The following is a 24,761-nucleotide window of genomic DNA, read 5'->3' on the forward strand; positions in this document are numbered from 1 at the left end:
ATACGTTACAAGGAGGTCCCTCAGTGAAAAAAGTAAATTTGCTTACACTATCTGTTCTTTTACTAGCAGGAGTATGGGGTTGTTCCGATCATAAAGTTAATTCTGTTCCCAAAAGTGAACCCTATACTTCCAAAGAAGCCATCAGTAGAGGGGATATTGTTTCTTTTGAAAAAGTGTACAACCTCGATAAATTCGAGAAATTTATAACTAATCTCTCCAGCAACAAAGCAGACAATATACGCGTTACAAGTTACACAGATGAAGGCGATCCCATATTTAAGGATTTAAAATTTGACGGTAACGTGATTAATTACAGCTATGATACTTCTAATGATGCATTCGGTGGAAGCAACACAGGAGTCAGAACCGATACCTGCTCCGAAGTGACGAGTAAAAAAAGCACACAAGGTGAAATTATCTATTCGATCAGCGGTTGCACAAATAATGACTCTGAAATTGATTACTACCTTTTTCGCACAACAAAATGAAATACTGAAATAAAAAAGACCACCCAATCATAATACAATTGGATGGTCTCTGTACTTCATATTATTTCATGATTTTGCAAATATCATTGGTGAATTGAACAGGATCACTAACCTGTAGACCTTCGATCAACAGGGCTTGGTTGTACAGCAGGTTCGTGTATAAACCGAGCTTTTCATTGTCGTTCTCTGCTGCCGCCTTCAAGGACTGGAACACTTCGTGATGGATGTTGATTTCGAGTACCTTATCCGCTTGCACCTCTTGGCCATTCGGCATCGATTTCAGGATTTTTTCCATCTCGATTGTCAGTTCACCTTCAGCAGAGAGACATACCGGATGAGTCTTTAAACGTTTGGAAGCTTTGACATTTTTCACTTTGCCGGACAGGATGTCCTTCATCGCTTCAAAAAGCTCCTTGTTTTCGTTCTCTTCCGCTTCCGTTGGCTTGTCCGCTTCGTCGGCTTCGATCCCCAGATCTCCGCTGGATACGGATTTAAATTCTTTTTCCTTATAAGACTGAATCATCTTGATCGCAAATTCATCAATATCATCAGTGAAGTAGAGAATTTCATACCCTTTATCCGATACAAGCTCGGTTTGCGGGAGCTTCTCGATTCTGTCGATCGACTCTCCGGAAGCATAGTAGATATATTTCTGATCTTCTGGCATTCTTGAGACGTATTCGTCCAGCGTAACCAGCTTCTTCTCCTTAGAGGAGTAGAACATCAACAAATCTTGAAGGGTGTCTTTGTGCATCCCATAATCGTTATAGACACCAAACTTAAGCTGTCTGCCAAAAGCATTATAGAACTGCTCATATTTCTCTCTTTCATCCTTCAGCAGGCTTTGCAGTTGGCTTTTCACTTTATTCTTAATGTTCTTAGCGATCAGAGTCAGCTGACGGTCATGCTGGAGCATCTCTCTGGAAATGTTCAAGGAAAGATCCTCTGAGTCCACCATACCTTTTACAAAGCTGAAGTAATCAGGCAGCAGATCCGCACATTTGTTCATGATCAGCACACCATTGGAATAGAGCTCAAGACCTTTTTCATATTCCTTTGTGTAATAGTCAAACGGCGTATTTTCTGGAATGAACAGGATTGCATTATACACTACAGCACCATCAGCACTGATATGAATATGTTTAAGCGGCTTATCGAAGCCGTAACGTTTCTCTGCATAGAAGTTATCATAGTCTTCTGTAGTCAGCTCGCTTTTGTTCTTGCGCCAGATAGGCACCATGCTGTTTACGGTTTGTTCTTGAATAACTTCTTCGAACTCGTTCTCCGTGCCTTCTTTTGGCTTTTGCTCCTTCACGTCCATTTTAATTGGGAAACGAATGAAGTCGGAGTATTTTTTAATGATGGATTTCAGGCGGTATTCTTCCAAATATTCATCATATTGATCTTCTTCCGTATTCTCTTTAATCTTCAAAATCACATCAGTGCCGATAGAATCCTTCTCGACAGTCTCGATGGTATAGCCGTCAGCGCCCTTAGACTCCCATTTAAAGGCCTCGTCACTGCCTAATGCCTTACTGATCACTATAACGTCATCAGCCACCATAAACGCAGCGTAGAAGCCCACCCCGAACTGCCCGATGATGTTGTGGCCATCTTTAGCTTCGTTCTCTTTCTTAAAAGCAAGAGATCCACTCTTCGCGATTGTACCTAAGTTATTCTCCAGCTCCTCTTGTGTCATCCCGATACCTGTATCGGAAATCGTCAAGGTTCTGTTCGCCTTATCGGCGGTCACTTTAATATAATAATCCTCTTTATTGAAGACCAGGCCTTCATCAGCTAATGCTTTGTAATAGATCTTATCAATCGCATCACTTGCATTGGAAATCAGCTCACGCAGGAATATTTCCCGTTGTGTATAAATGGAGTTAATCATCATTTCCAGCAATCTTTTCGATTCGGCTTTAAACTCTTTTTTGGCCATGAATAAATAAATCTCCTTTCAAAATAACCTTCTTGTCCAGCACATCGTGATTAGCACTCTTCTTAGATGAGTGCTAATTCTTCTTTTTATATAACATAAACTGATTTTCAATGTCAATATTTACAGCGACTTTCATTAAATAAAGCTGTATTTTGCATACAAATTTAGGATTTGATCGATAAATAACATTCAACTTGCACATAGGATGATTCTATGTTTTAAATAGATTAGATACATAAATTACAAATAAAGGTCTAGCATCTTCTCTGGAGGGATTCAAATGCATGAACAAGCACAGTCCATTGTAAATTCTTCAGCAACAAGTCCCATTAAGAATTTGATTGGCAGTGTATTTATCCCCGTACACGATATTGAAAAAGCCCGTAACTGGTATTGCCAAGTCCTAGAACTCCAAGAAGCAGATCATTCGATTATAAACGGTCATTTATGTCCGTTAACTATGCAAGGAAGCACTGGGATCATTCTGGACACCATGCCCATGTGGGGAGGTTTAGAGCCTGAAGGGGCTCCTCCAATTACAACACCTGCTCTTATGCTTATAACCGATGATCTGCAAGCCTCTTTCAACTATATAAAGGAGCTCGGTGTAGATATAGTAACCGAAATTCAAGATCAAAAATGGTTTGTAGTAAAAGACCCTGATGGAAATAAACTAATGATTTGCAAACAGCATTTGGATTAGAAATTGCAGTGGTTGTGATTTCCACTTCTTAGGGTGCATCAGAAGCTGCAGATCAAAATGAATTTCGGGATGAACAAAGGACAGCTCAGCCAAGCTTCCCCGTTCAATTTCTTCCTCTGCCACGATTTTGGGTAACAAAGCAATTCCAAGACCATTCATTACACAACGTTTAATGGCCTCCAGATTCGAAAGCTCAAAACCTATGCGGAATATGATCCCGTGCTCTTTTAACAAATTCTCGAACAAACTCCGGTAAATACAGCTTTCCTCCGAGACTATTAGCTCACAGTTATTCAGATCCTGTAGGGTTACCGTATCCATCTGGGCAAGCGGATGATGAATGGGAGCTATCAAAACAAGCGGCTCATCTCTGACGATCGTACGCTCAAGGATGGAATCCGCAGTGGTGCGATCCAACATTAAGCCTAGATCTACTTCGCCATCTTTTATTTTGGCAAGAAGATTAGCTTCCTGCATCGTTTGCAGATGAATATCCAGCTTCGGAAATTTAGTCCTTAGCTGCTGCAGGTAAGGAGGTAAATAAAAAGCCGCTAAAGAATCTATCGTCCCAATAGTTAGCGTACCTCCGATTTGCTGGGCGATGGTTTCTTTTGAACGATCATATAAATCCAAAATCTCCACGAACAGCTTCAATAACTCTTCTCCTGGCGGGGTAAGCCGCAGCTGACGGCCATGCCTCTCTATTAAAGGTACTCCATATTCCTTCTCTATCTTCTGAATCTGCATCGTCACACTTGATTGTGCATATCCCAATTCTTCAGCAGCTCGCGTAAAGCTCTGACGTTTAGCCACCTCGCGGAAGGTTCGTAAATAGGTTAAATCCATTACCTCACCCTAACATCAATATTTTTGATGATCCATATCATTTATTATAGCTAACGACGATGCTACTTTCCATGGTAAAGTGTATGTAGAGGAATTAAAATATTTTGGAGGCCGATAATTTATGCTTACAGAACAACAGATTTATGGAGTTTATGTCCCCGTGGTCACCCCGTTCAATGCTGCTGGTGAAGTTGATTTGGATTCGTATCAGCGTTATGTAAAGAACATTATTAACAACAGCATACAAGGTCTGGTCGTTAATGGAACCACCGGAGAATCGCCCACTGTAACCGTAAATGAAATGCAGCTTCTAGTAAACACTTCCCGTGAGCTTCTACAATCCACATCAATCCCCTTAATAGTTGGTACAGGTACCAATGATACAGCCTCTACGGTTGCACGCACGGAAATTGCTGCAAACCTTGGTGCTGATTGTGCACTAGTAGTCGTACCTTATTATAGTCGTCCTTCACAAGAGGGTATCATTGCCCATTTCCGCAAAGCTGCAGAAGTAGGCATACCAATCATGGCTTATGATATTCCAAGTCGTACAGGTACGGCCATGACGGTAGATACTGCACGTACAATCTTAGAAATGAATAATGTTGTCGGTTTAAAAGACTGCTCAGGCAGTACAAAAATGGTTACAGAGTTAGTCCGTACAGGTGCTAAACCTGTGCTTGGCGGCGATGATTCCCTCTTTTATGAAATGCTTAGCTGCGGAGCAGCTGGGGGGATGCTCGCTACTGCCAACGTTTTCCCGGCAGAATGTCTTCGTATCTTTGAAGCCTTTACATCTGGTCAAGTGGACTTCGCTAAAGAAAGCTTTGAACAACTACTGCCGATCATCCGCCTATTATTCAAGGAATCGAATCCCGCTCCAATTAAATGGATGCTTAGCCAAAACGGCCTACTGTCCTCGGATACGCTTCGCCTCCCTATGACTTCCATCAGCGCAGGACTTCAGCAAGAACTGAGCCCCTATGTTCAGGACAATACAATTGAAGCAACCGCATAAATGAAATAACAACAGCTGTTGTACAGTGAGGAACTGTTTAGCGGCTGTTTTTTGTTGTAAATTATCAGGAAATAAAACATAAAAACCATCAGATTTACTCTGACGGTTTTTTTATTTTGCTATAGAAACGATACGCATTCAAACTAACTTATCTGCTGCTCGTTTTTTGTCTTCCTTTTGTGAACCACTCGGACTTTGGCTTCAATGGAGGGTTAGACTTAGGTTTTGCTTTAGCTGGTTTAGATGCCGCTGATTTTGTTGCTGCCGGTTTTGTTGCCGCAGGTTTAGCAGTTGCTGGTTTGGAATTCGACGGTCTGGAAGACGATGGTCTCGAAGCTGCTGCTTTCGAACCTGACGGTTTCGCCGAACGATCTGTCTTCATTTGCGTTTTACGAGACATCGGATAAGGATGGTCCTTAACTTCCGGAATCGATTTTCCAATCAATTTTTCAATATCTTTAAGGAAAGGAAGCTCTTCAGCTTCGCAAAAAGAAATTGCCGTTCCGCTCAATCCCGCTCTGCCTGTACGACCGATCCGGTGCACATAGGTTTCCGGAATGTTCGGTAAGTTGAAGTTGATTACGTGAGACAGCTCATCAATATCAATTCCCCGGGCAGCTATATCCGTAGCTACGAGAACACGAGTCGCACCGCTTTTAAAATTCCGCAAGGCGTTCTGGCGATCATTTTGAGATTTATTGCCGTGTATGGCTTGAGCAGCAATGTTCACTTTAGCCAGATCGCGGGTAACACGGTCTGCACCACGTTTGGTACGAGTAAACACCAAAGCTGAGACGATGGATTTATCCTGTAACAGCAGGTTCAATTGGTTTTGCTTATTTCCGTTCTCTAATAAATAGATCGATTGATTGATTCTATCCGCAGTAGATGACACAGGTGTGATTTCCACCTTCACTGGATTCACAAGCAATGTTTTGATCAATTTAGAAATCTCAGTTGGCATCGTTGCCGAGAAAAACAGAGTCTGCTTCTTCGTAGGCATTTTGGCGATGATTCGTTTCACATCATGAATAAAGCCCATATCCAGCATCCGGTCAGCTTCATCCAGAACTAAAATTTGTACATATTGCAGATCTACACGTTTCTGATTGATCAGGTCGATAAGTCTACCAGGGGTAGCAATAAGAATATCGGCACCTTGATTCAGTGCGCGCTCTTGCACTTTCTGTGACACACCGCCAACAATGGCAGCTGAGCGGATATCTGTATATTGGCTATACGCTTTTATGTTATCAGCAATTTGAATCGCTAGTTCTCTTGTCGGTGTTAAAATCAACGAGCGGATGCGTCGCACATTATTGGATTTGTTTGGGCTCGATTGTTCGCTTAGCAATTGAATAATAGGCACGGAAAATGCAGCTGTTTTTCCTGTTCCCGTTTGCGCGCATCCAAGTAAATCTCTACCCGCTAATACAGCTGGAATCGACTGCTCCTGTATTGGTGTAGGTGATGTATAGTTTTCTTTGCTTAAAGCCTTCAAAATTGCAGGCACAATATTCAGTTCATTAAATGTCATTGGGTCTCCTTAATTTCTAATACATATATTCTTAACAATAAATCCTTTTGTCACGTCATAAACCATAATCATAACACAATAAGTTACATAATAATAGATTTTCTTTATCATCACACCAATTTTCATTAAAAATCCATTTCAGGATACTATCCGTTCTGCTCTTACAGAAATTTTTTTGCTAACCGTAAAATACTCCTCTTCAATTTATCCTGCGGCGTATCTTTTGTTAATCCTGTCGATCCTGTTGAGCCTGCTGAGACTGCTGAGACTGTTGAGCCTGTTAAGCCTGCTGAGCCATCGGACTCAGACGCCCTTATTATGAGGATTCATGGATTTTGGACACGCTATCGGACTCAGATGCAGTTATTCACACCTTCGAAGCCCAAATCAGTACAAATATAAAGCAATAAGAGCTATGCAGTCCGAAACCTTGGCAAAATAGATCAAAATGCTGAAATAGCTGCAACAGAGTCCGATAAGTACAAGCCGTCGGGTAAACCACACAATCCTTACAGCACGCCGATCAGACACACAATCCTTACAGCACGCAGATCAACCACACAATCTTTACAGCGCGCCGATCAGACACGCAAAAAAAGCGGAGGATTTCTCCCCCGCTTCTTATCTTTGCTATAACTATGATGACTATTCTACGATTTCAGCAGTATCGCCGTTGTTGGCACCTGCAGCGTTAGCTTCGTCAGTGTCAATATGCATATCCAGTTTAAAGCTGTCTGATACGCGTGCAATTACGTTCTCCAATACGAGACCACGGTCGCCTCCGAGACGAACTTTAAGCAATTGCTTATCAGCAATGCCCCAAGCTTCAGCTTCAGAAGTATGGAAGTGAATGTGACGAGCGGCGATGATAACGCCTTGTTCCAATTCTACTTCGCCAGCAGGTCCTTTAAGCGTAATGCCAGGTGTTCCATCAATATTTCCAGATTCGCGAACTGGAGCTTTCACGCCAAGTGCGAAGGAGTCAGTACGGGAAATTTCTAATTGGGAAGCCGGACGAGCAGGTCCCAAAATTCTTACTTTGTCAAATTTACCTTTGCTGCCGATAACTGCTACTTGCTCATTTGCTGCAAACTGTCCTGGTTGAGAGAGGGGTTTGAACTCCGTTAGTTGATATCCTGGGCCAAACAAAGCCTCCACATGCTCTTGCGTAAGGTGAATATGTCTAGCCGACACACCTACGGGTACAGTCTTACTCATAGTAAAGTCACTCCTTGTATTTTCTCTAGTATCTGTACAAGCCATTAACCATTATACATCTTCTTAACCAAAAATAAAAAGCCCCACGTCATAACGAGGGCCTTTTTTTCGACAATTCATACTTTTAGAACAGGATTGTCATGATTTAGACACCTGAGAAGGTAAGTTTGTGCGCAAGTAGGAGACCGCATTCTCATATAACCAACCTTTTACGGAAGCTTCTGAATAGTAACGTAGCAGGTGCTCCGCAAGCTCAGGGTATTTCCCCGGATGCTCCATATTCTCTACCCAAGTGTCAATGCCGTCAAAATCCGAACCAAACATCATATGCTTTTCGCCACCTAGACTACATACATGATCAATATGCTTTAACAAATCATCCATACGAGCTTTTCCATCATCACATACAAACCACGGATAAAAGGTCAGGCCCATTCTTCCGTCCATTGCAATCAAAGCTTTAATCTGTTCATCATTTAAATTTCTAACATGCCCACAGATTGTTGCGGCGTTCGAGTGGGAAGCTATAAACGGACGTGTGCTTAAGTCGGCTAGCTCCCAAAAACCTGCCTGAGACAAATGCGACACATCAAGCAGCATTCCGCTGTCGTTGCACCATTCGATCAGCTTGCGCCCTTTTTCCGTAAATCCGCCGTTGCGCTGCTCCAGTACACCGTCCGCTGCCCAATTGGCATAATTCCAAGTGATCCCCAAAAACCGCACGCCAAGCTCATAGCAGAGCTCTGCATAAAACAAGTTCCCTTCTAGACCGTCTACACCCTCCAGAGAGAGCATTCCCCATGGAGATGCTCCAGCTGTTCGTTTTCCTACCTCCTCCTTCCAACGCAGCCACTGAAGGCTCTCTGCGCCTATTATTTTTTGCCGGAACAAATCAATTTGTCCTAAAACATTCTCAAAGCTAGGTCTACCTCTACTTGCCGAAAGATATATTGCAAAAATCTGCAATTCCACACCGCCCGCTACCAACCGATCTCCGGTAACATCCAGCCGAGGATCATTCTTAAAATCCATATCCGGTGATGCTTGCATTTTACTCAGAACATCACAATGAAAATCCGCAACCTGTAGCTTATCGGTTCTCATCCCAAGCCCTCGCTTTCATGCAGCCCTATTCCAGATTCTATGCTTAAAAACGCCAGACTATATATCAAAAGCAAAAAACCTGTTTACATAAGTAAACAGGTTCATCCGTTCTATGCTTCTATTATCTGGGTTCTACAATCAATTTAATCGCGGTTCGATCCTCTCCATCAATCACAATGTCTGTAAATGCCGGAATGCAGATCAAATCTACTCCGCTTGGTGCAACAAATCCCCGGGCAATGGCAACTGCTTTGACTGCTTGATTCAGTGCTCCAGCTCCAATAGCTTGTAGTTCGGCCGATCCACGTTCACGAAGAACACCTGCTAAAGCGCCGGCGACGGAATTTGGATTGGATTTAGCTGATACTTTTAATACATCCATAGTAAGTACCTCCCCTGGGAAAATAATGGTGTTCTTCCACTACTTTAGATGTTATTCGCGAGAGAAGAAATAATTCCTTCTTTTTGCGGACTACTCTGGAGAAAATGGTACAATAGATACTCTTTTTCGATATAATAAATATCACACTTTACCCTTATTCGGCGAATTTACCCGGAAAATCACTTATCTTATCCTACTACTAGCTCATTACCCATTCATCTTCACGTAGCCGTATTTTCTCCAGACGGGTAGCCGCGCCAGTACTCTCGTCTAACTCTGCAAATAAACCGTGAAGCTGCCACTTGCCTTCATCAACAACAAATCGTGCTGGAAGCTGTGTAGTGAACTTATAAAGTACTGCATCTCTTTCCATACCCAGAATCCCTTCGCTTGAACCAACCATGCCCGCATCGGTCAAGTAAGCCGTTCCACCCGGCAAAATCACATCATCATTCGTCTGAACGTGAGTATGGGTCCCTACTACAATTGATGCGCGACCATCCATGAAATAGCCCATGGCGATTTTCTCAGAGGTAACCTCTGCATGGAAATCAACGAGAATGCATTTATGATCTCTACGTAGCTCTTCCACAATTTCTTCACCCACACGGAAAGGACAATCAATCGCAGGCAAAAATGTACGGCCTTGCAGGTTAACTATAGCCAGCTCTTTGCCGTTACCTTTAACAACTGTATATCCTCTTCCCGGTGTTCCTGGAGGAAAATTAGCAGGACGGATAATCCGGGCCTCATCGTCGATAAACTCGAAGATGTCCTTGTTGTCCCATGTGTGATTGCCCATGGTGATTCCGTGAACGCCCCAGTTAAAAAATTCATTTGCGATCGCTTTAGTAATACCTCTACCGGCAGCAGAATTTTCACCGTTAACTATAATTATATGTGGTTGATATTTGCTTTTTAATGAGGGCAACATCTCCCGAAGTGCCTTCCTGCCTACACTACCTACGATATCTCCAATGAATAGTACTTTAATGTTTCTCTCCTCCTAATCTTAACCTCTTCATCTAGCGGATAAGTCTTCATATTTAAAAGAAAAAAGGCCCCGCTTAGGGGCCAATTTTCATCAAATATAAGAAAGTATAAGTTATATCTTATCCTTTAACCTTATATTCCTAGCAGAAACATGTACCAGGAAACGATCATAAATATCGTTATTTCCGAAGCGTATGTTATCTACTTATTGCCTATTTAGCGTATTCAACAGCCCGTGTCTCACGAATAACGGTAACCTTGATATGTCCTGGATAATCCAGTTCACTTTCAATCATCTTCGTAATATCGCGAGCAAGACGGAATGCCTCTGCATCGTCAATCTTCTCTGGCTGTACCATCACGCGCACCTCACGGCCCGCTTGAATAGCAAATGATTTCTCAACGCCTTCGAATGACTCTGAGATTTCTTCCAGTTTCTCTAGACGTTTAATATACGTTTCCAGTGTTTCACGGCGAGCACCAGGTCTAGCAGCCGACAATGCGTCAGCGGCACCAACCAACATAGCAATAACCGAGGTAGCTTCGCAGTCTCCATGATGAGATGCGATACTGTTGATAACAACCGGATGTTCTTTATATTTCTTCGCTAGTTCAACGCCGATCTCAACATGCGAACCTTCCACTTCATGATCCAGCGCTTTGCCGATATCATGGAGTAATCCTGCACGTTTTGCAAGCACGATGTCTTCCCCAAGCTCACCGGCCATCAGTCCTGTTAAATAAGCAACCTCCATGGAGTGCTTCAATACATTTTGACCATAGCTTGTACGGAATTTCAGACGCCCCAGAATCTTGATCAAATCTGGATGCAAACCGTGAACGCCCACTTCGAAAGTAGCTTGTTCACCATATTCCCGAATCCGTTCGTCCACTTCTTTGCGGGATTTCTCCACCATCTCTTCAATACGAGCGGGGTGAATACGTCCATCAGCCACCAATTTCTCAAGTGCCGTACGGGCCACTTCACGGCGGATTGGATCAAATCCTGACAAAATAACTGCTTCCGGCGTATCATCAATAATGAGGTCGATACCTGTAAGAGTTTCCAAAGCACGAATATTACGGCCTTCACGACCGATAATCCGACCTTTCATCTCTTCATTCGGCAACGTAACAACTGAAACCGTTGTTTCCGCTACGTGATCAGCTGCACAGCGTTGGATAGCGAGTGTGATGATTTCACGGGATTTCTTATCCGCTTCTTCTTTCGCCTGCTGTTCAATTTCTTTGATCATTTGTGCCGTTTCATGGCGAACTTCTTGCTCAACATTGCTAAGAATGATACTTCTTGCATCTTCGATGCTTAAATTGGAGATACGTTCCAATTCAGTGACTTGGTTTTTGTAAATAACATCAATTTGCTGTTGGGTTTCATCAATTCGTTTCTCTTTGTTAGCTACTTGTTCTTCTTTTCTTTCAAGCGATTCCATTTTTTTATCCAGAGATTCTTCCTTTTGCAGCAAACGTCTCTCTTGCCGTTGGATTTCATTCCGACGTTCACGAGTTTCTTTCTCAGCTTCAGTACGGATTCTATGGACTTCGTCCTTAGCTTCCAATACTGTTTCTTTCTTCAGCGCCTCAGCGTCCTTCTTCGCATTCTCAACGATGACAACGGCTTCTCTTTCTGCGCTTTGGATTTTAGCTTCTGCAAGGGATTTACGAATAAAATAACCGAACCCAAAGAATATTGCAGCTACAACGAGAACGATAATGACCCAGATCCATGATTCCAGCATCTGTTCACCTCCTCGTTGGTTCCTCTCCAAGGTATATCCCTGGGAATTGTGCAGTTGTTTAACTATCCGTTCATCACCATACAAAAAACCGGTAAACAACCGATTGCCATACTGCACATGCTGCACATGCACACTGCCCGCCTTATCCGGCGATTACATTTCATATGAGTTGTACGTGAACCGTTTAAAACAGTCTCCTTTTTGGGAAGGAAAAAGGATTCTAATTTTATGCCGATTCATGTTATATTTTATTATTTATAAAAAGACATTGTCAAGAGAGTCGATATACGCATTAATGTCAAGAGAATCAGTGATTCTAGTAAAACTCCTCATCTTCACCTTTATAATTGTCTTCCGCAAGTAAAGTATTGATCACTTGGCGAACCATATCGCCCGAAAATCCACGGCGCATAAGGAAGGCTCCAGTCTTTCTTCGCTTATCTGAAGCTTCTCCACGGATGAGATTCCATTTCTTGCGCCCAGTTTCGAGTGCGCTCTCCAGCTCTTGTTCAGGAGTAATATTCTCCAAAGCTTCCGATATAAGGGTTTTGTCAATCCCTTTCTCACGTAGCTCTTGTCGAATCCACATCTTCCCTTTCCGCTGGTTCGCTATTCGTTGCTCTGCCCATTGCTTAGCATATAAAGGGTCATCAAGAAGTCTTTCCTCCTGCAGCCGCTGCACCACTTCCGCAATAATAGTCTCTCCTATTTCCTTCTGGCGTAAACGGCGAGTCATTTCCATAGCGGTGCGTGGTTTACGTTCTAGATAACGGAGGCCTTCTACATAAGCTCGTTGACGCTCATCAGCTACAACAATTTCCAACAAATCAGCCTTCATAAAAGAATTACCAGTAATCATTCGATATTTAATCATGACGTCCTCGTGCACAGTCATGTTATATGCTCCGAAATGTATGATATAACGGTGGTCAGATTTCTTTTGACGTTCTACTTTAGTGATCTCTAAGAGTTCTCCTTCAGGAAAATCAGATAACACCTGCTCATCTTGTTCTTCTGCTTCAAAATCCAGTTGTATTACCATAGTTGTTTGTCACCTCATAGCAATAGATCGGTTATCGTCTTACTTTCATTACTTGTTAAGAAAAGACACCCTGCAACAATCAATCACAGGGCGTCCTATTGCTTAATATACTATTCGATTTCGAGAAGCAATTTCTCTTCTTCTTCTTGCTCTGCAATAATATCTTCATTCTTCGGCGCAGCAACAATAGTGGATAAATTACTTGCTTCACGGATCTTATTCTCAATAATAAGGGCTATATCCTGATGTTCCTTCAAAAACTGTTTAGCATTCTCACGACCTTGACCGAGACGCTCGCCTTCGTAGGAATACCATGCACCACTCTTATTCACGATATCCATTTCAGTACCGATATCTACAAGACTTCCCTCTTTGGAAATCCCTTCACCGTACATGATATCAACATCAGCCTGTTTAAATGGAGGAGCTACTTTATTCTTCACAATCTTGATCTTAGTACGGTTACCAACCACATCGTTCCCCATCTTGATGCTCTCTACGCGACGTACATCTAAACGTACAGAAGAGTAGAATTTCAATGCACGACCACCCGGAGTTGTCTCAGGGTTACCGAACATAACACCGATCTTCTCACGAAGCTGGTTGATAAAGATAGCGATCGTATTGGATTTGCTAATGGCACCAGAAAGCTTACGAAGTGCTTGAGACATCAAGCGAGCCTGCAATCCGACGTGGGAATCACCCATATCGCCTTCAATTTCAGCCTTAGGTACCAAAGCAGCAACGGAGTCAACGACAATAATATCAACGGCTCCACTACGAACAAGTGCTTCGGCGATTTCCAGCGCTTGTTCACCCGTGTCTGGCTGAGAAAGCAGCAATTCATCGATATTTACGCCCAAGTTACGTGCATATTTCGGATCAAGCGCATGCTCGGCATCGATAAATGCAGCTTGTCCGCCTTGTCTTTGCACTTCTGCAATAGCATGAAGAGCAACTGTTGTTTTACCTGAAGATTCCGGTCCATATACTTCAATAATACGTCCCTTTGGAAGTCCGCCTATACCTAACGCAATATCAAGTGCCAAAGATCCGCTAGGTACAACTTCCACTTGCATATGCGTGGATTCTCCCAGTTTCATTACCGAACCTTTACCAAATTGTTTTTCTATTTGACGAAGCGCCATATCAAGCGCTGCACGACGATCTGACAATCAGACCACTTCCTTCACTGTTTATAGTAATATAATAACGTGTTTTTAAGGTCTTGCCAAGCTTTTTTTCGAACATACATTCGTTTTTTTTGTCTCGGGCGTTATTTATCCCTTTTATTGTAAGCCTCCCTCCGGAGATAGAAGTTAGTTAAATTCCCCACTTCACCGGACATCAACGACTTATGATCATGAGTAGCCATCGTGATCAAAATCTCTGCAAATATACAAAAAACCGCAGCAAAGAAATCTCAGTGCCACGGTTCTTCCGTATGTGTTTATTATAACTGGGCTAATCTCCCATTACAAGTCTGAACCCTCAAGAGGTGTCTCCACCTTGCGTTCCTCAAGTCTCCGCCACAGACGATACAGCAGAGCCTTTACAGTACGCAACCGGATATTTTCCCGTGTACCTTTAAGATTAAGCTCATAGACCTCTGTCTTACGTCCCCGTTCAGCCAAGCCGATAAATACAAGTCCAACAGGCTTGCGCTCAGAATAACCCGGTCCAGCCACACCCGTAACAGATAAGCCGAAATCGCTGTCTGCAATCATTCTCACTTGGTCAGCCAACACCTCGGCAACTTCTCGACTTACGGCTCCAGGAGCATTGGGTCCCTCCAAATAAGCACTTGGCACATTCAGTAGCTTTTTCTTTAAGTCATTCGAATAGCAGACGATTCCGCCGGCAAACATCGATGCACTGCCTGGAATATTTGTTATGCTCTCCATCAGCAAACCTCCGGTGCAGCTCTCTGCCGCACTTAAGGTCAGGCCGGCATCCGCCATCCAATCCACAATCAATTGCTCCAGCGGCACATCAATGTTCGCATACAAATGTTCCGGCAAAATCTCCTTGATTTGTTGTTCCAGTATCTCCAGCTTTTTTGTAGCTTCATGCTCAGAAGGGGCCTTTGTCGAAATACGAACAGTTACCTCTCCCTCTTTGGCATACGGAGCAATCGTTGGATCCGTCTGACTGCGAATCAGTTCGATGAGCTTGTCCTCCAGCAGTGATTCTCCGATGCCGGCAAATTTGAGCATTTTTGAATAAAGCGGTGTTTCGTTCGTCAAGGCGTGCTGCTGTAGCCACGGTACTGCTTTATCTACGAACATCGGTTTCATCTCACGAGGTGGACCTGGAAGCACAATATAATATTTCTTCTCATGCTCAAAAGCAATCCCAACCGCAAGACCGATTTCATTCGGCAACGGTGTAGTTCCTTCAATTATAAGTGCCTGTTTGCGGTTATTTTCGGTCATAACGATCTTACGATCATCAAAGAAACGTTGTACATGATCCATCGCCAAACGATCAATATGGAGCGTTCTACCTAGCGATGCAGCCAGTGCATCTTTAGTCAGATCATCCTCAGTGGGGCCAATTCCGCCCGTAAAGATAATAACGTCGGCCCGACTCTGAGCGATCTCGATGGCTTGCTGCAGGCGGCTGCTGTTATCACCGACAACGGTTTGAAAGTATACATCGATCCCGATGGCAGCTAGCTCTATAGACAAAAACTGGGCATTACTATTCACGATTTGACCGAGCAAAAGCTCTGTCCCTACTGCAATAATCTCCGCTTTCATACCTGGCTTTCGCCTCCTCGTTATAATGTAGGTACACTGCTTTTGGATTTCAAAAAAGGTAATAGGTGCTTCACCTATTACCTTTCCTTGTACATCCAGCTTACATGCTTACGCATTATGCAGCTGTAGCAGATCCTTATTCTTCACAAAATAATCAATTCCAGAATAAATAGTGATCAGCGCTGCGGCCCAAATAGCAATATCGTCTACAGGAATACTGACAAATTGAAATGGGAAATTATTCAACAACAGCAGTGAGATCGCAACAATTTGTACAACCGTCTTTATCTTGCCCCATTTGCTGGCGGCAACCACTTTTCCCTCTAGCAATGCAATCTGGCGAAGTCCGGTGACTGCAAACTCACGACTGATGATTACAATAGCAATCCATGAATCGCATCTGCCCAGCTCCACAAGTGAAATCAGAACTGCAGATACCAGCAGTTTGTCCGCAAGTGGATCAAGGAGTTTACCGAGATTGGTGACCATATTATATTTCCTAGCAATGTAGCCGTCTATTCCATCCGTGCTGGCCGCAAGCAAAAAGATTACAGCTGCTACCAAATGATTAACAGATAGCTGAAACGAGCCCCAATGTATCGGTTCTGGATAAAAACTGAAATCCACCAGTAAAAAAAACATCATAATCGGGATCAGGCAAATACGAGCTAGCGTGATGCGGTTGGGCAAATTCACTGAAGTTTTCCTCCCCTAAATCGTTCATACAAATTGCCTAAATCAGGCTAATCCATTTCTACTTAAGCAAGTATATTATAGCAATAAATAGGTGTCAAAAAAACAGAAAGCACCCCGCGTTGTTAGTGCTAATAAGCACTGCGGGGCACAAAATTCTATTTCATGTTCATGAATTGTAGATCCAGCGGCAAATCAGCTTTACGCAAGATCTGAATAATCTGCTGCAAATCGTCGCGGCTCTTACCGGTCACACGAATTTGATCCCCTTGGATCTGGCTCTTCACCTTTAATTTTGAATCACGAATCAGAATATTAATCTTTTTCGCATTCTCCTGATCAATGCCTTGCTTAAGCCCTAAACGTTGACGTACAGATCCCAGGGAAGCCGGTTCTACTTTACCGAAATCCAGATTCTTTAGGGTAATGCCTCTTTTCACCATCTTTGATTGTAAAATATCAATAACAGCGTTGAGCTTATATTCGTCTTCAGAGGCGATAATAAGTGCATCTTTCTCCAGCTTCAGACTGCTTTTGCTGTTCTTAAAATCAAAGCGGTTGTCGATCTCTTTCTCTGTTTGGTGAATAGCATTCGTTAACTCCTGCATATCCATTTTGGATACAATATCAAATGAACATTCTGAACTCATTAAACTCCACGTCCTTTATACAATTAGTCTGCTACTATTATAAGAGAATGGTACTATTAAGTCTAATTTTGGATAAATCATTATGTAGCTCACCCGACATAGAAAACAGCCCCACTAAGTGGAGCTTTTCCTTCGAGTGAGTTTGGTTCAAAGGGTAGAAACACGTCTCCACCGGAAGTACGCCGTTGGAGACGTTCATTTCTACAGCTTCTATCTGCTTCGGACCGGATTACGAAACATATCCAGAATTCCTAGCACAATATGTGCAATACCGAATCCGAGAATTCCGTATCCCCAAGCACCTGGTGTCAAATAGTATCCGATGAGACTGACAACAACCCCAAGGCCAGCTACAATCCAGCTAACTGTCATAAGATGTACACCTCACTTTGGCTAAAACTGAAAACAGTCTTATGTTCTCCCTAAAGCCAAAGTCTATACATCCTATTTGTTATTCGCCTGTCCCTTCACTTTGGGTACCTTCACTTCCAGAACCGTCATCAAGATTAAGCAGGAGACGTGAGGACGTCTTCTCATCCGTGATTACTTGACCATTTACGGTAATCTCAGTTGCTGGGGAATATCCAGACTTAATATACATGCCCTCACTACCAAGAACGAAGCTCAGATGATCTCCAGCTCCTGTAGTTCCGAAGGAGAGTTTTTCACCTTTAGAGTTTTCGCCTTTATAAACTTCAAGCCAGCTCTCTCCAGTAGCAACAATCTCAACCTTAACTTCGCTTCCAGCAGGAGCTGTAACCTTAAATTTCGTTGTTTTGCCTGACTTCCCATCTGGTGTAACCGTGATCGATTGAGGAGACGGCGTTGGTGTCGGTGTTGGCGTAGGCTCCGTAGTTGGCTCAGTAGTTGCTTCTGCACCTGCCGAGGAAGTAGGCGCTACTACACCGCCTCCTGATGCGGGTGGAGATGTTTGTGCTGTATTAGGATCCTGCACATTATTGGTGATATTTGTTTGATCAACTTGATCAGGGTCTGCTTTGTTTAAACTAGAAGCATAAATGTAAATCACCACAATAATCAATATAGGGAATGTCCACATCAGCACCGTTGGCAGCCATTTTGCATTCCGTTCGGTTTCGGGTCTACGGCTGCGCTTTTGAATCACCGTCTCCATGGTCGTGTCTGCGGGTGGTGCAGGTACGTTCCCATGCTCCTCGAGCAGTTCGTCAGGACTCATGCCTACTGCTTCTGCATACGTTTTGATAAACGCCCTCACATAAAAACTTCCTGGAAGCACCTTGTAGTCTCCAGACTCGATGGCTTCCAAATACTTTTTGCGAATTTTTGTTACTTCCTGGACATCGTCAAGACTCATCCCTTTTTGCAGACGTGCCTCTTTCAATTGCCGGCCCAGTTCCGACATACCATCACCTCCTGTAAGTTCTATGAATGTAAACTTCCTTAACCAGCTTTATAAAAAAACATGCTCGGAAGTGTATTCTTCATCGTTTGTGTTCTATAAATCATCACTGTAGCTCGTCGTAAATGACTCGTACAAGATTTCTTCCGTTGGATTATTCCGCAGCTCAATAATAATATCAAAGTCATCGTAACTATACTCAGATTCGCGTACGAAAATATCTGGATGCTCAATAACCTTTGTGCTTGGCATGCTCATAACATTTTGCAATAAATTATAATGTTTCTCATTAGAGCGGATCGTACTAACTATACCATCAATTATAAATACATTATGTGGGTTCATCTCATCTTCAGCCAATTGACTGCGCACCGTCTGCCGCAATAATGTGGAGGAGACAAATGTCCAGCGTTTCATAGCACAGACACTGCCAGCTATAATGGATTCCGTCTTTCCTACACGGGGCATACCACGAAGTCCTATAACCTGATTCCCATCTTTTTTAAACAGTTCACCGAGAAAATCAACCAATAGACCTAGCTCATCGCGGGTGAAACGAAACGTCTTCCGATCATCTGAATCCCGTTCAATATATCGCCCATGGCGTACAGCCAGCTTGTCCACGAGCCTTGGAGACCGCAGAGCTGAAACTGTAATATTATCAACTTTTTTGAGCATTTCGCCCATCAGCATAATTTTCTCATCATCATTGGTCTCCAGCAACATTCCGCGAGTTTTTCCTTCAACTCCATTAATCGTCAGAATGTTAACTTCCAGCATCCCTAACATTGAAGCGATATCACCAAGCAGACCGGGTCTGTTCTTGTGAATCTTGTATTCCATATACCACTGTTTATATTCCACTTGTACACCTCATAGATTCCTTTTCCCTACCCTTTGCCAATACAGCAAAAAAAGCTGCCCCGGCAAAGCGGTCTTTTACACGGGTCATGTTAATGATATATAAAATAAAAATGAAAGGCAAGGTCAGTCCTGTAATAATTGCAGAAAAGCTCCCACAGGGGGAGCTTTTCCGCAAACTTAGGCGTTGTCTTTCGCCAACTTGACCATGAGTTTAGCAATCGTTTGCTTTTCTTCATCGTTGCCGACATCCCATAGCTCTTTGATCGCACGGTTTTGAGTGTTTGCTGGATCCACTTTTTCATCAAGGAATTCCCCGATTTCAAAAGCCAGCTTAGAGATTGTGTCTTGACTCATCCCAAGTTTCTCCGCCTGTACAACCCGTTTACCTAGGAATTTCTTCCAGGTGTCAAAATTTTTGATTACGCTATCGTCTTGTGTCATCTTAAATCCTCCTTCATGTTTACGGTCAAACACCTGCATACAGGCTGTAAGCCGCCTTACGAGAGATTAAAAAACAACACTTATAATATGTCTCAGACGATAGATTCTTATGCTGGAGCTTTTCTCCAAGTTAAGCATTACGTAATCCAGCCACCGTTAGGGCTAATGATCTGCCCAGTAATATACCCGGATTCAGGCAGTGCTAAAAAGTAAATCAGTGAGGAGATCTCGTTCGGTGTAGCCAAACGTCCCGCCGGAATCTCATCCTCCAGCATCCGGACCTCATCCTCCTGTAGGTTAGACAACATATTCGTATTAACCGCTCCTGGAGCTACCGCGTTCACAGTTACGCCAGAAGGTGCTAATTCCTTGGCTAACGCCTTAGTAAAAGCATTTACTCCGCCTTTACTGGCTGAATAAGCGACCTCGCAAGAGGCTCCCGATATTCCCCACACGGAAGAAACGTTGATGATTCGACCATAACGCTGGGATACCATGTACGGCATAAAAATCTGGCTGCACATAAAGGTACCTTTCAAGTTAATGGCCATAATATCGTCCCATTCCTCTTCACTCACATCAGCCAGCATCCCATAATGAGATTTACCGGCATTGTTGACAAGAATATCCGGCTGCATTCCAATACTTTCAAGCTTCTCCGCCATTCGTACAATCTGACTGCGATCCTTCATATCCGCATTTACAGTCATTACCTTTGCTCCAAGGGCCATACAACGCCGAGCGACATCATTAGCAGCTTCATGTGAATGCTTGTAGTGAATAACAATATTCATGCCTACAGAAGCAAACCGTTCTGCAATGGCGCCACCGATTCCCCCGCTGCCCCCTGTCACCAGAACTGTCATTTCTCCTAATGGTTTGTTGCTCTCTCCCAAAAGCGCCATTTAAGGACTCACCACTAGTGAAACAGCGAGCTGCTCCCAATTTACATGGGCATGTAAACGCTCATTCACTTCAGCTAAAGTAATCGATTCGTAAATAGGCAGAACTTCAAACAGGTCACCACCGCGGAATTGGTAACGTGTAAATTCATGTGCGATACTTTCAGGGGAGTTCAGCATGCGCAAATATCCGCCTATTTTCTTTTTCCGTGCCCGCTCGAAATCCTTATCAGCAAAGCCAGACTTTAAGATCTGATCCACTTCTTCTTTAATTCGTTTTAGCAGCAAATCCGGGTCTTTGGTATCTCCACCCATAGCTGAAAAAGCATATTGTTCTGAACTATTAAATTCATGGCCAAAGCTGTCTGAGATCAGTTCTTCATCATAGAGTTTTTGGTACAACGCTGTGCTGCTGCCAACCAGCAAATCAAGCATAAGCTTTGTGGCGAGATCACGCTTAAGCGCAGCTTCACCTGTAAGACCATCAACTTTTTCCTTAAATCCAAACATAATCTTAGGCATCGAAACTGCGAGTTTGCTTTCTAAGCGCTTCGTAGCGACTTGTTCCGGCTCCTCTTCAAAAATACGCTTAATCTCACCTTGTTTACCATAAGATTTCCCCTGCTGATTGCTGCGAATCAAGGAGAATACCTTCTCCGGATCCACACCACCCACTACGAACAACAGCATATTGCTGGGATGATAAAAAGAGTTGTAACAAGTGTACAGTGTTTCTTTCGTAATCGTACTAATCGACTCTATAGTTCCGGCAATATCAATCCGAACCGGATGTTTCGAATACATCGCCTCAATAAGGCCAAAGTACACGCGCCAGTCTGGATTATCTGCATACATATTGATTTCTTGACCAATGATCCCTTTTTCCTTTTCTACATTTTCATCCGTAAAATAAGGTCGTTGTACAAAATCAACGAGTGTACTAAGGTTAGTCTCTATGTTCTCTGTTGCCGAGAAAAGATAAACCGTCTGATCAAAACTTGTAAAGGCGTTAGCTGAAGCTCCATTTGAGGCAAAAGTGGCAAAAATATCGCCTTCTGGCTCTTCAAACATTTTGTGCTCCAAAAAGTGAGCTATACCATCAGGAACAGTGGTCTCTTCTCCACCTGCGACATAAAAATGGTTATCTACAGAACCATATTTAGTTGCAAATGTGGCGTAAGTTTTTTTGAATGTTGGTTTTGGCAATACATAAACCTGAAGCCCATTATCCATCACCTCATGATAAAGGGTCTCTTGAAGTCTGTCGTATTGAATCTGTTCCATCTCTATTCCTCCTTCCCTGTCAAGAAATAAATCGTATCCAGCTGAAAGGTCTCCGCTGCAGCTTTTACTTCCCCTGCACCGATTTGTTCCACCTCTTCTAGCAGCTGATCCGCTGTCCGTTCTTTTCCTGACAACTGGCGGTTGAAGTCGTAAGAGATCATCTCAAAAGCAGAATCCGGAATCTCGGAAAGCTGATTGCGGATCATGGCTTTGGTCTGGCTTAACTCCAGATCACTGATATTGCCAGCTTTCATCTCTTCCAATTGTTTCTCTATAATTTCAACAGCTTTGTTGTAATTTTGCGTTTCGATACCTGATTGTATCGTTCCAATCCCCTTGTGACCGTCATAGCGTGAAGAAGCATAGTATGCAAGACTGGCCTTCTCCCGTACATTGACGAAGAGTTTGGAGTGCGGATACCCTCCTAATATTCCGTTGTACATAAGTGCGGACGCATATGTATCGTCCTTGTACGTAATTGATGTGCGCAGACCCATGTTCAACTTGCCCTGACTGACATCCAGCTTCTCCTCTACCGTCCGTACCTCGCTGACGGATACTGGGACAAACTTGGAGCTATATAAGCCCACCTCCGACTGAATGCGTCCGAAGTGATGCTGCACAAGCTTTTCAACTTCCTCAGTAGTCGTATCTCCCACTACATAGAGATCCAAAATAGCTCCATCCAGCCATGAGTTATAGGATTCGTACAAACTTTTTGGAGTAATCCGATCCAAATCCGCTCTTTGACCCAGTGGATGAAGACGATAGGGCTCGTTACGGCACATTTCTTCGATACAGCGTTCTGCAGCATAACGAATCTTATCATTTACGATAGATTCCAGCTTCTTGCGCACTGTTTCACGCTCTGTTGCAACATAGGAGGAACGGAAGCTTCCATCCTCCACCAACGGACGGGTCAGGACTTCTCCTAGGAAAGCAAAGGATTGTTCAAGCAAGCTCTCCTGACTCTGCACGAAGGAGTCATTAATGGTGTCCATGCGAAACTGAACAATCTGATAATCGCCTCTTTTATAAATATCAAAACCAAATCCAGCGCCATACAGCTCCTCCAAACGCTCGCGGAATTGAGTAGTCTCTGGATAAGAAGCGGTACCTCTGCGGAGCACAAATGGAGCAAGTGCTGTAGGGGTTACCGTATCCTCATTAAGTGGGACGCCGGCATAAAGTGAGATGGCGTAGGTCTTGAACGCCTTGGTAGGCATCACGTGAATACGCATACCTGCAACGTTGCCATGCTGAAATACATTATTAGTCAAGTCCAAAACTCCTTTACCGCGTGGATAGTTGCTCATTAACATGTTTATGAATTAATAACCATTCTAAACCATTCCAAAGTAAGGAAGCAACCGGATGCCTCTTCCCGGTTGCTCTCTGGATTTACTTCTTTACTTATCTACATACAGAAAATATGCTGGCCGATAGTCTTGACCTGTGGACGAGTCCAAATCCATTTGGAGGTCGCCGTTTTAGGGTTGAAATAATACAAACATCCACCCGAAGGATCCCAGCCATTCAGCGCTTGCTGCACTGCTTTTCGTGCCTGCTCATTTGGCTCCAAATAAATCTGCCCGTCAGCTACAGCTGTAAAAGCTCCCGGCTGAAAAATAACGCCAGACGGCGTATTTGGAAAGCTCGGAGATTTTACCCGGTTCAAGATTACTGCAGCAACAGCAACTTGTCCTTCGAAAGGTTCACCTCTTGACTCACCATAGACGGCATTAGCCATAATTTTGAGATCATTTTCTGATAATCCCATCGTATTCCCTGAAGACAGAGACGCTGAATCCGAATTATTGGTTGTATTTGTTTTGTTACCGGTGTTGTTGTTTGCTGTATTATTTCCGGTTGCTGAAGCCGACTCTGTTGGCTTCCAGTTCTTAGTTGCGTTATACAATTTCAGCTTAGTCTTAGCGCCTACGATGCCATCAGACTTCATTCCAAACTTCCATTGAAACCACGTTACTGAATTTTTCGTTTTCGGACCAAACTGACTGTCTATTTTCCCTTCATAAAAGCCCAGATGTTTTAAACGTCCTTGCAACTCATAAACATCCTGACCAGAAGAACCGAGTTTAATCGGAGTCGTGCTGAAGGCAGGCAAGGCCTCTTCTTCAGGATGATTTAGTTCATGGACAAATGACGCAGCAGCACTTTGCTTGGTCTGTAGTATGCCATTACCCTGGAGCAGCATTCCTGCAAACGGCGCGGCAGCAAGTGCAAGGGTTAAAGAAGCAAAGATCCACAACTTATGTTTCTTCATAGGGGTTCGCTCTACCTTTCTTTTGTGAGTTCTGCATGGATGGCTAAAGTTATTATGACGACTGTCAGGACATCCTATGCATTACTAAAAAAGAAGTAATAGCGTTTCATTGTAATTGAGAATAATTATCAACTATAATCGAAATAAGAAAACGTTGGAGTTGATATTAATCATGAATTTAAAGGACCACATTTTATTGTGGAACCACGCATTAATAGAAATTATTGATATACGCCATACTTTTCAACGATCAAGTGATCTGAATTCACATTATCAGCTGCCCTCAAGCGCATTCTTATTGATCATAAACGGCAAGGCCGAAATACTGATTGACGAGGTCCCGCACGAGATCGGCAACTTTCATATCCTTCATGGTGGAAAAGGAATGAACATTCAATTTTTACGCACGGAGGAACTACTGGAGTATTACTTAATTTTATATAAAGCAAACCTTTCACTCGCCTAACGCA

General features: G+C 43.2%; 25 protein-coding genes. 4 read left to right on the forward strand and 21 right to left on the reverse strand.

All coding sequences use genetic code 11. From position 1 onward, the window contains the following. Positions 1-23 precede the first annotated feature (23 nt). Entirely contained in the window at positions 24-488 is a 465-nt protein-coding gene (locus MHI51_RS18610) for a DUF4362 domain-containing protein (RefSeq protein WP_076276228.1), read from the forward strand. Between the two features lie 61 nt (positions 489-549). Here MHI51_RS18610 and htpG read toward each other — a convergent pair whose 3' ends face one another. Continuing rightward, positions 550-2,430 carry a molecular chaperone HtpG gene (gene htpG / locus MHI51_RS18615; RefSeq protein ID WP_076276227.1) on the reverse strand — a complete coding sequence of 627 codons (1,881 nt, stop codon included), beginning with the start codon at positions 2,428-2,430 and terminating at the stop codon, positions 550-552. 280 nt (positions 2,431-2,710) lie between these two features. Here htpG and MHI51_RS18620 point away from each other — a divergent pair, with 280 nt between their 5' ends. Beyond that, complete coding sequence (locus MHI51_RS18620) at positions 2,711-3,133, forward strand: VOC family protein (RefSeq protein WP_076218619.1); 423 nt, start codon at positions 2,711-2,713, stop codon at positions 3,131-3,133. Here MHI51_RS18620 and MHI51_RS18625 read toward each other — a convergent pair. Beyond that, positions 3,104-3,979 (reverse strand): LysR family transcriptional regulator, encoded by an 876-nt coding sequence (locus tag MHI51_RS18625; protein ID WP_076127886.1) that lies wholly within the window; start codon positions 3,977-3,979, stop codon positions 3,104-3,106. The two genes, MHI51_RS18620 and MHI51_RS18625, sit on opposite strands and share 30 nt — an antisense overlap. A 121-nt stretch (positions 3,980-4,100) precedes the next feature. On the opposite strand from MHI51_RS18625, the gene dapA reads away from it, so the two are divergent. Next, positions 4,101-4,997, forward strand: a complete 897-nt coding sequence (dapA, locus tag MHI51_RS18630; protein ID WP_076218618.1) for a 4-hydroxy-tetrahydrodipicolinate synthase — start codon at positions 4,101-4,103, stop codon at positions 4,995-4,997. 148 nt (positions 4,998-5,145) lie between these two features. Here dapA and MHI51_RS18635 read toward each other — a convergent pair whose 3' ends face one another. The 19 genes from MHI51_RS18635 to sleB form a co-directional block, all read right to left on the reverse strand. Beyond that, entirely contained in the window at positions 5,146-6,534 is a 1,389-nt protein-coding gene (locus MHI51_RS18635; protein ID WP_081383205.1) for a DEAD/DEAH box helicase, read from the reverse strand. Between the two features lie 645 nt (positions 6,535-7,179). Beyond that, positions 7,180-7,752 (reverse strand): phosphate propanoyltransferase, encoded by a 573-nt coding sequence (gene pduL / locus MHI51_RS18640; RefSeq protein WP_036688383.1) that lies wholly within the window; start codon positions 7,750-7,752, stop codon positions 7,180-7,182. Between the two features lie 138 nt (positions 7,753-7,890). Then, on the reverse strand, positions 7,891-8,856 hold the full coding sequence (locus tag MHI51_RS18645) for a dipeptidase (RefSeq protein WP_076276225.1): 966 nt from the start codon (positions 8,854-8,856) through the stop codon (positions 7,891-7,893). Between the two features lie 121 nt (positions 8,857-8,977). After that, on the reverse strand, positions 8,978-9,238 hold the full coding sequence (locus MHI51_RS18650) for a stage V sporulation protein S (protein WP_019910496.1): 261 nt from the start codon (positions 9,236-9,238) through the stop codon (positions 8,978-8,980). A gap of 199 nt (positions 9,239-9,437) precedes the next feature. Beyond that, complete coding sequence (locus MHI51_RS18655) at positions 9,438-10,232, reverse strand: TIGR00282 family metallophosphoesterase (protein WP_076276224.1); 795 nt, start codon at positions 10,230-10,232, stop codon at positions 9,438-9,440. A gap of 211 nt (positions 10,233-10,443) precedes the next feature. Beyond that, positions 10,444-11,988 (reverse strand): ribonuclease Y, encoded by a 1,545-nt coding sequence (rny, locus tag MHI51_RS18660; RefSeq protein ID WP_370510565.1) that lies wholly within the window; start codon positions 11,986-11,988, stop codon positions 10,444-10,446. A gap of 316 nt (positions 11,989-12,304) precedes the next feature. Beyond that, positions 12,305-13,030 carry a regulatory protein RecX gene (locus MHI51_RS18665; protein ID WP_405173175.1) on the reverse strand — a complete coding sequence of 242 codons (726 nt, stop codon included), beginning with the start codon at positions 13,028-13,030 and terminating at the stop codon, positions 12,305-12,307. A gap of 110 nt (positions 13,031-13,140) precedes the next feature. Then, entirely contained in the window at positions 13,141-14,205 is a 1,065-nt protein-coding gene (recA, locus tag MHI51_RS18670) for a recombinase RecA (RefSeq protein ID WP_076127879.1), read from the reverse strand. 300 nt (positions 14,206-14,505) lie between these two features. Further along, a complete protein-coding gene (locus MHI51_RS18675; RefSeq protein ID WP_036688393.1) occupies positions 14,506-15,792 on the reverse strand; it encodes a competence/damage-inducible protein A in 1,287 nt (428 codons plus the stop codon). Between the two features lie 108 nt (positions 15,793-15,900). After that, on the reverse strand, positions 15,901-16,488 hold the full coding sequence (gene pgsA, locus MHI51_RS18680; RefSeq protein ID WP_036688397.1) for a CDP-diacylglycerol--glycerol-3-phosphate 3-phosphatidyltransferase: 588 nt from the start codon (positions 16,486-16,488) through the stop codon (positions 15,901-15,903). A 155-nt stretch (positions 16,489-16,643) separates the two neighbouring features. Then, positions 16,644-17,135, reverse strand: a complete 492-nt coding sequence (locus tag MHI51_RS18685) for a YajQ family cyclic di-GMP-binding protein (RefSeq protein ID WP_076127877.1) — start codon at positions 17,133-17,135, stop codon at positions 16,644-16,646. Between the two features lie 210 nt (positions 17,136-17,345). After that, complete coding sequence (locus tag MHI51_RS18690; protein WP_169744781.1) at positions 17,346-17,507, reverse strand: hypothetical protein; 162 nt, start codon at positions 17,505-17,507, stop codon at positions 17,346-17,348. 79 nt (positions 17,508-17,586) lie between these two features. Further along, entirely contained in the window at positions 17,587-18,519 is a 933-nt protein-coding gene (locus tag MHI51_RS18695; protein ID WP_076276222.1) for a RodZ domain-containing protein, read from the reverse strand. Between the two features lie 93 nt (positions 18,520-18,612). Then, on the reverse strand, positions 18,613-19,380 hold the full coding sequence (locus MHI51_RS18700) for a DUF3388 domain-containing protein (RefSeq protein ID WP_036688406.1): 768 nt from the start codon (positions 19,378-19,380) through the stop codon (positions 18,613-18,615). Between the two features lie 177 nt (positions 19,381-19,557). Continuing rightward, on the reverse strand, positions 19,558-19,821 hold the full coding sequence (locus tag MHI51_RS18705) for a DUF3243 domain-containing protein (RefSeq protein WP_036688409.1): 264 nt from the start codon (positions 19,819-19,821) through the stop codon (positions 19,558-19,560). A gap of 137 nt (positions 19,822-19,958) precedes the next feature. Further along, a complete protein-coding gene (gene ymfI, locus MHI51_RS18710; protein WP_076218615.1) occupies positions 19,959-20,726 on the reverse strand; it encodes an elongation factor P 5-aminopentanone reductase in 768 nt (255 codons plus the stop codon). After that, the gene (gene yfmH, locus MHI51_RS18715; RefSeq protein ID WP_076276221.1) at positions 20,727-22,007 is read right to left on the reverse strand and encodes an EF-P 5-aminopentanol modification-associated protein YfmH; all 1,281 of its coding nucleotides are present in this window, start codon (positions 22,005-22,007) and stop codon (positions 20,727-20,729) included. Positions 22,008-22,009: 2 nt separating this feature from the next. Next, positions 22,010-23,248, reverse strand: coding sequence for an EF-P 5-aminopentanol modification-associated protein YfmF (gene yfmF / locus MHI51_RS18720; protein WP_254848801.1), 1,239 nt, complete (start codon positions 23,246-23,248; stop codon positions 22,010-22,012). Between the two features lie 176 nt (positions 23,249-23,424). Continuing rightward, the gene (sleB, locus tag MHI51_RS18725) at positions 23,425-24,291 is read right to left on the reverse strand and encodes a spore cortex-lytic enzyme (protein ID WP_076127869.1); all 867 of its coding nucleotides are present in this window, start codon (positions 24,289-24,291) and stop codon (positions 23,425-23,427) included. Positions 24,292-24,463: 172 nt separating this feature from the next. Here sleB and MHI51_RS18730 point away from each other — a divergent pair, with 172 nt between their 5' ends. Next, complete coding sequence (locus tag MHI51_RS18730) at positions 24,464-24,757, forward strand: hypothetical protein (RefSeq protein WP_405173176.1); 294 nt, start codon at positions 24,464-24,466, stop codon at positions 24,755-24,757. The last annotated feature ends 4 nt before the right edge of the window (positions 24,758-24,761 follow it).

The sequence above is a fragment of the Paenibacillus sp. FSL H8-0260 genome (genome assembly GCF_045040625.1).
Classification (GTDB): domain Bacteria; phylum Bacillota; class Bacilli; order Paenibacillales; family Paenibacillaceae; genus Paenibacillus_AQ; species Paenibacillus_AQ odorifer.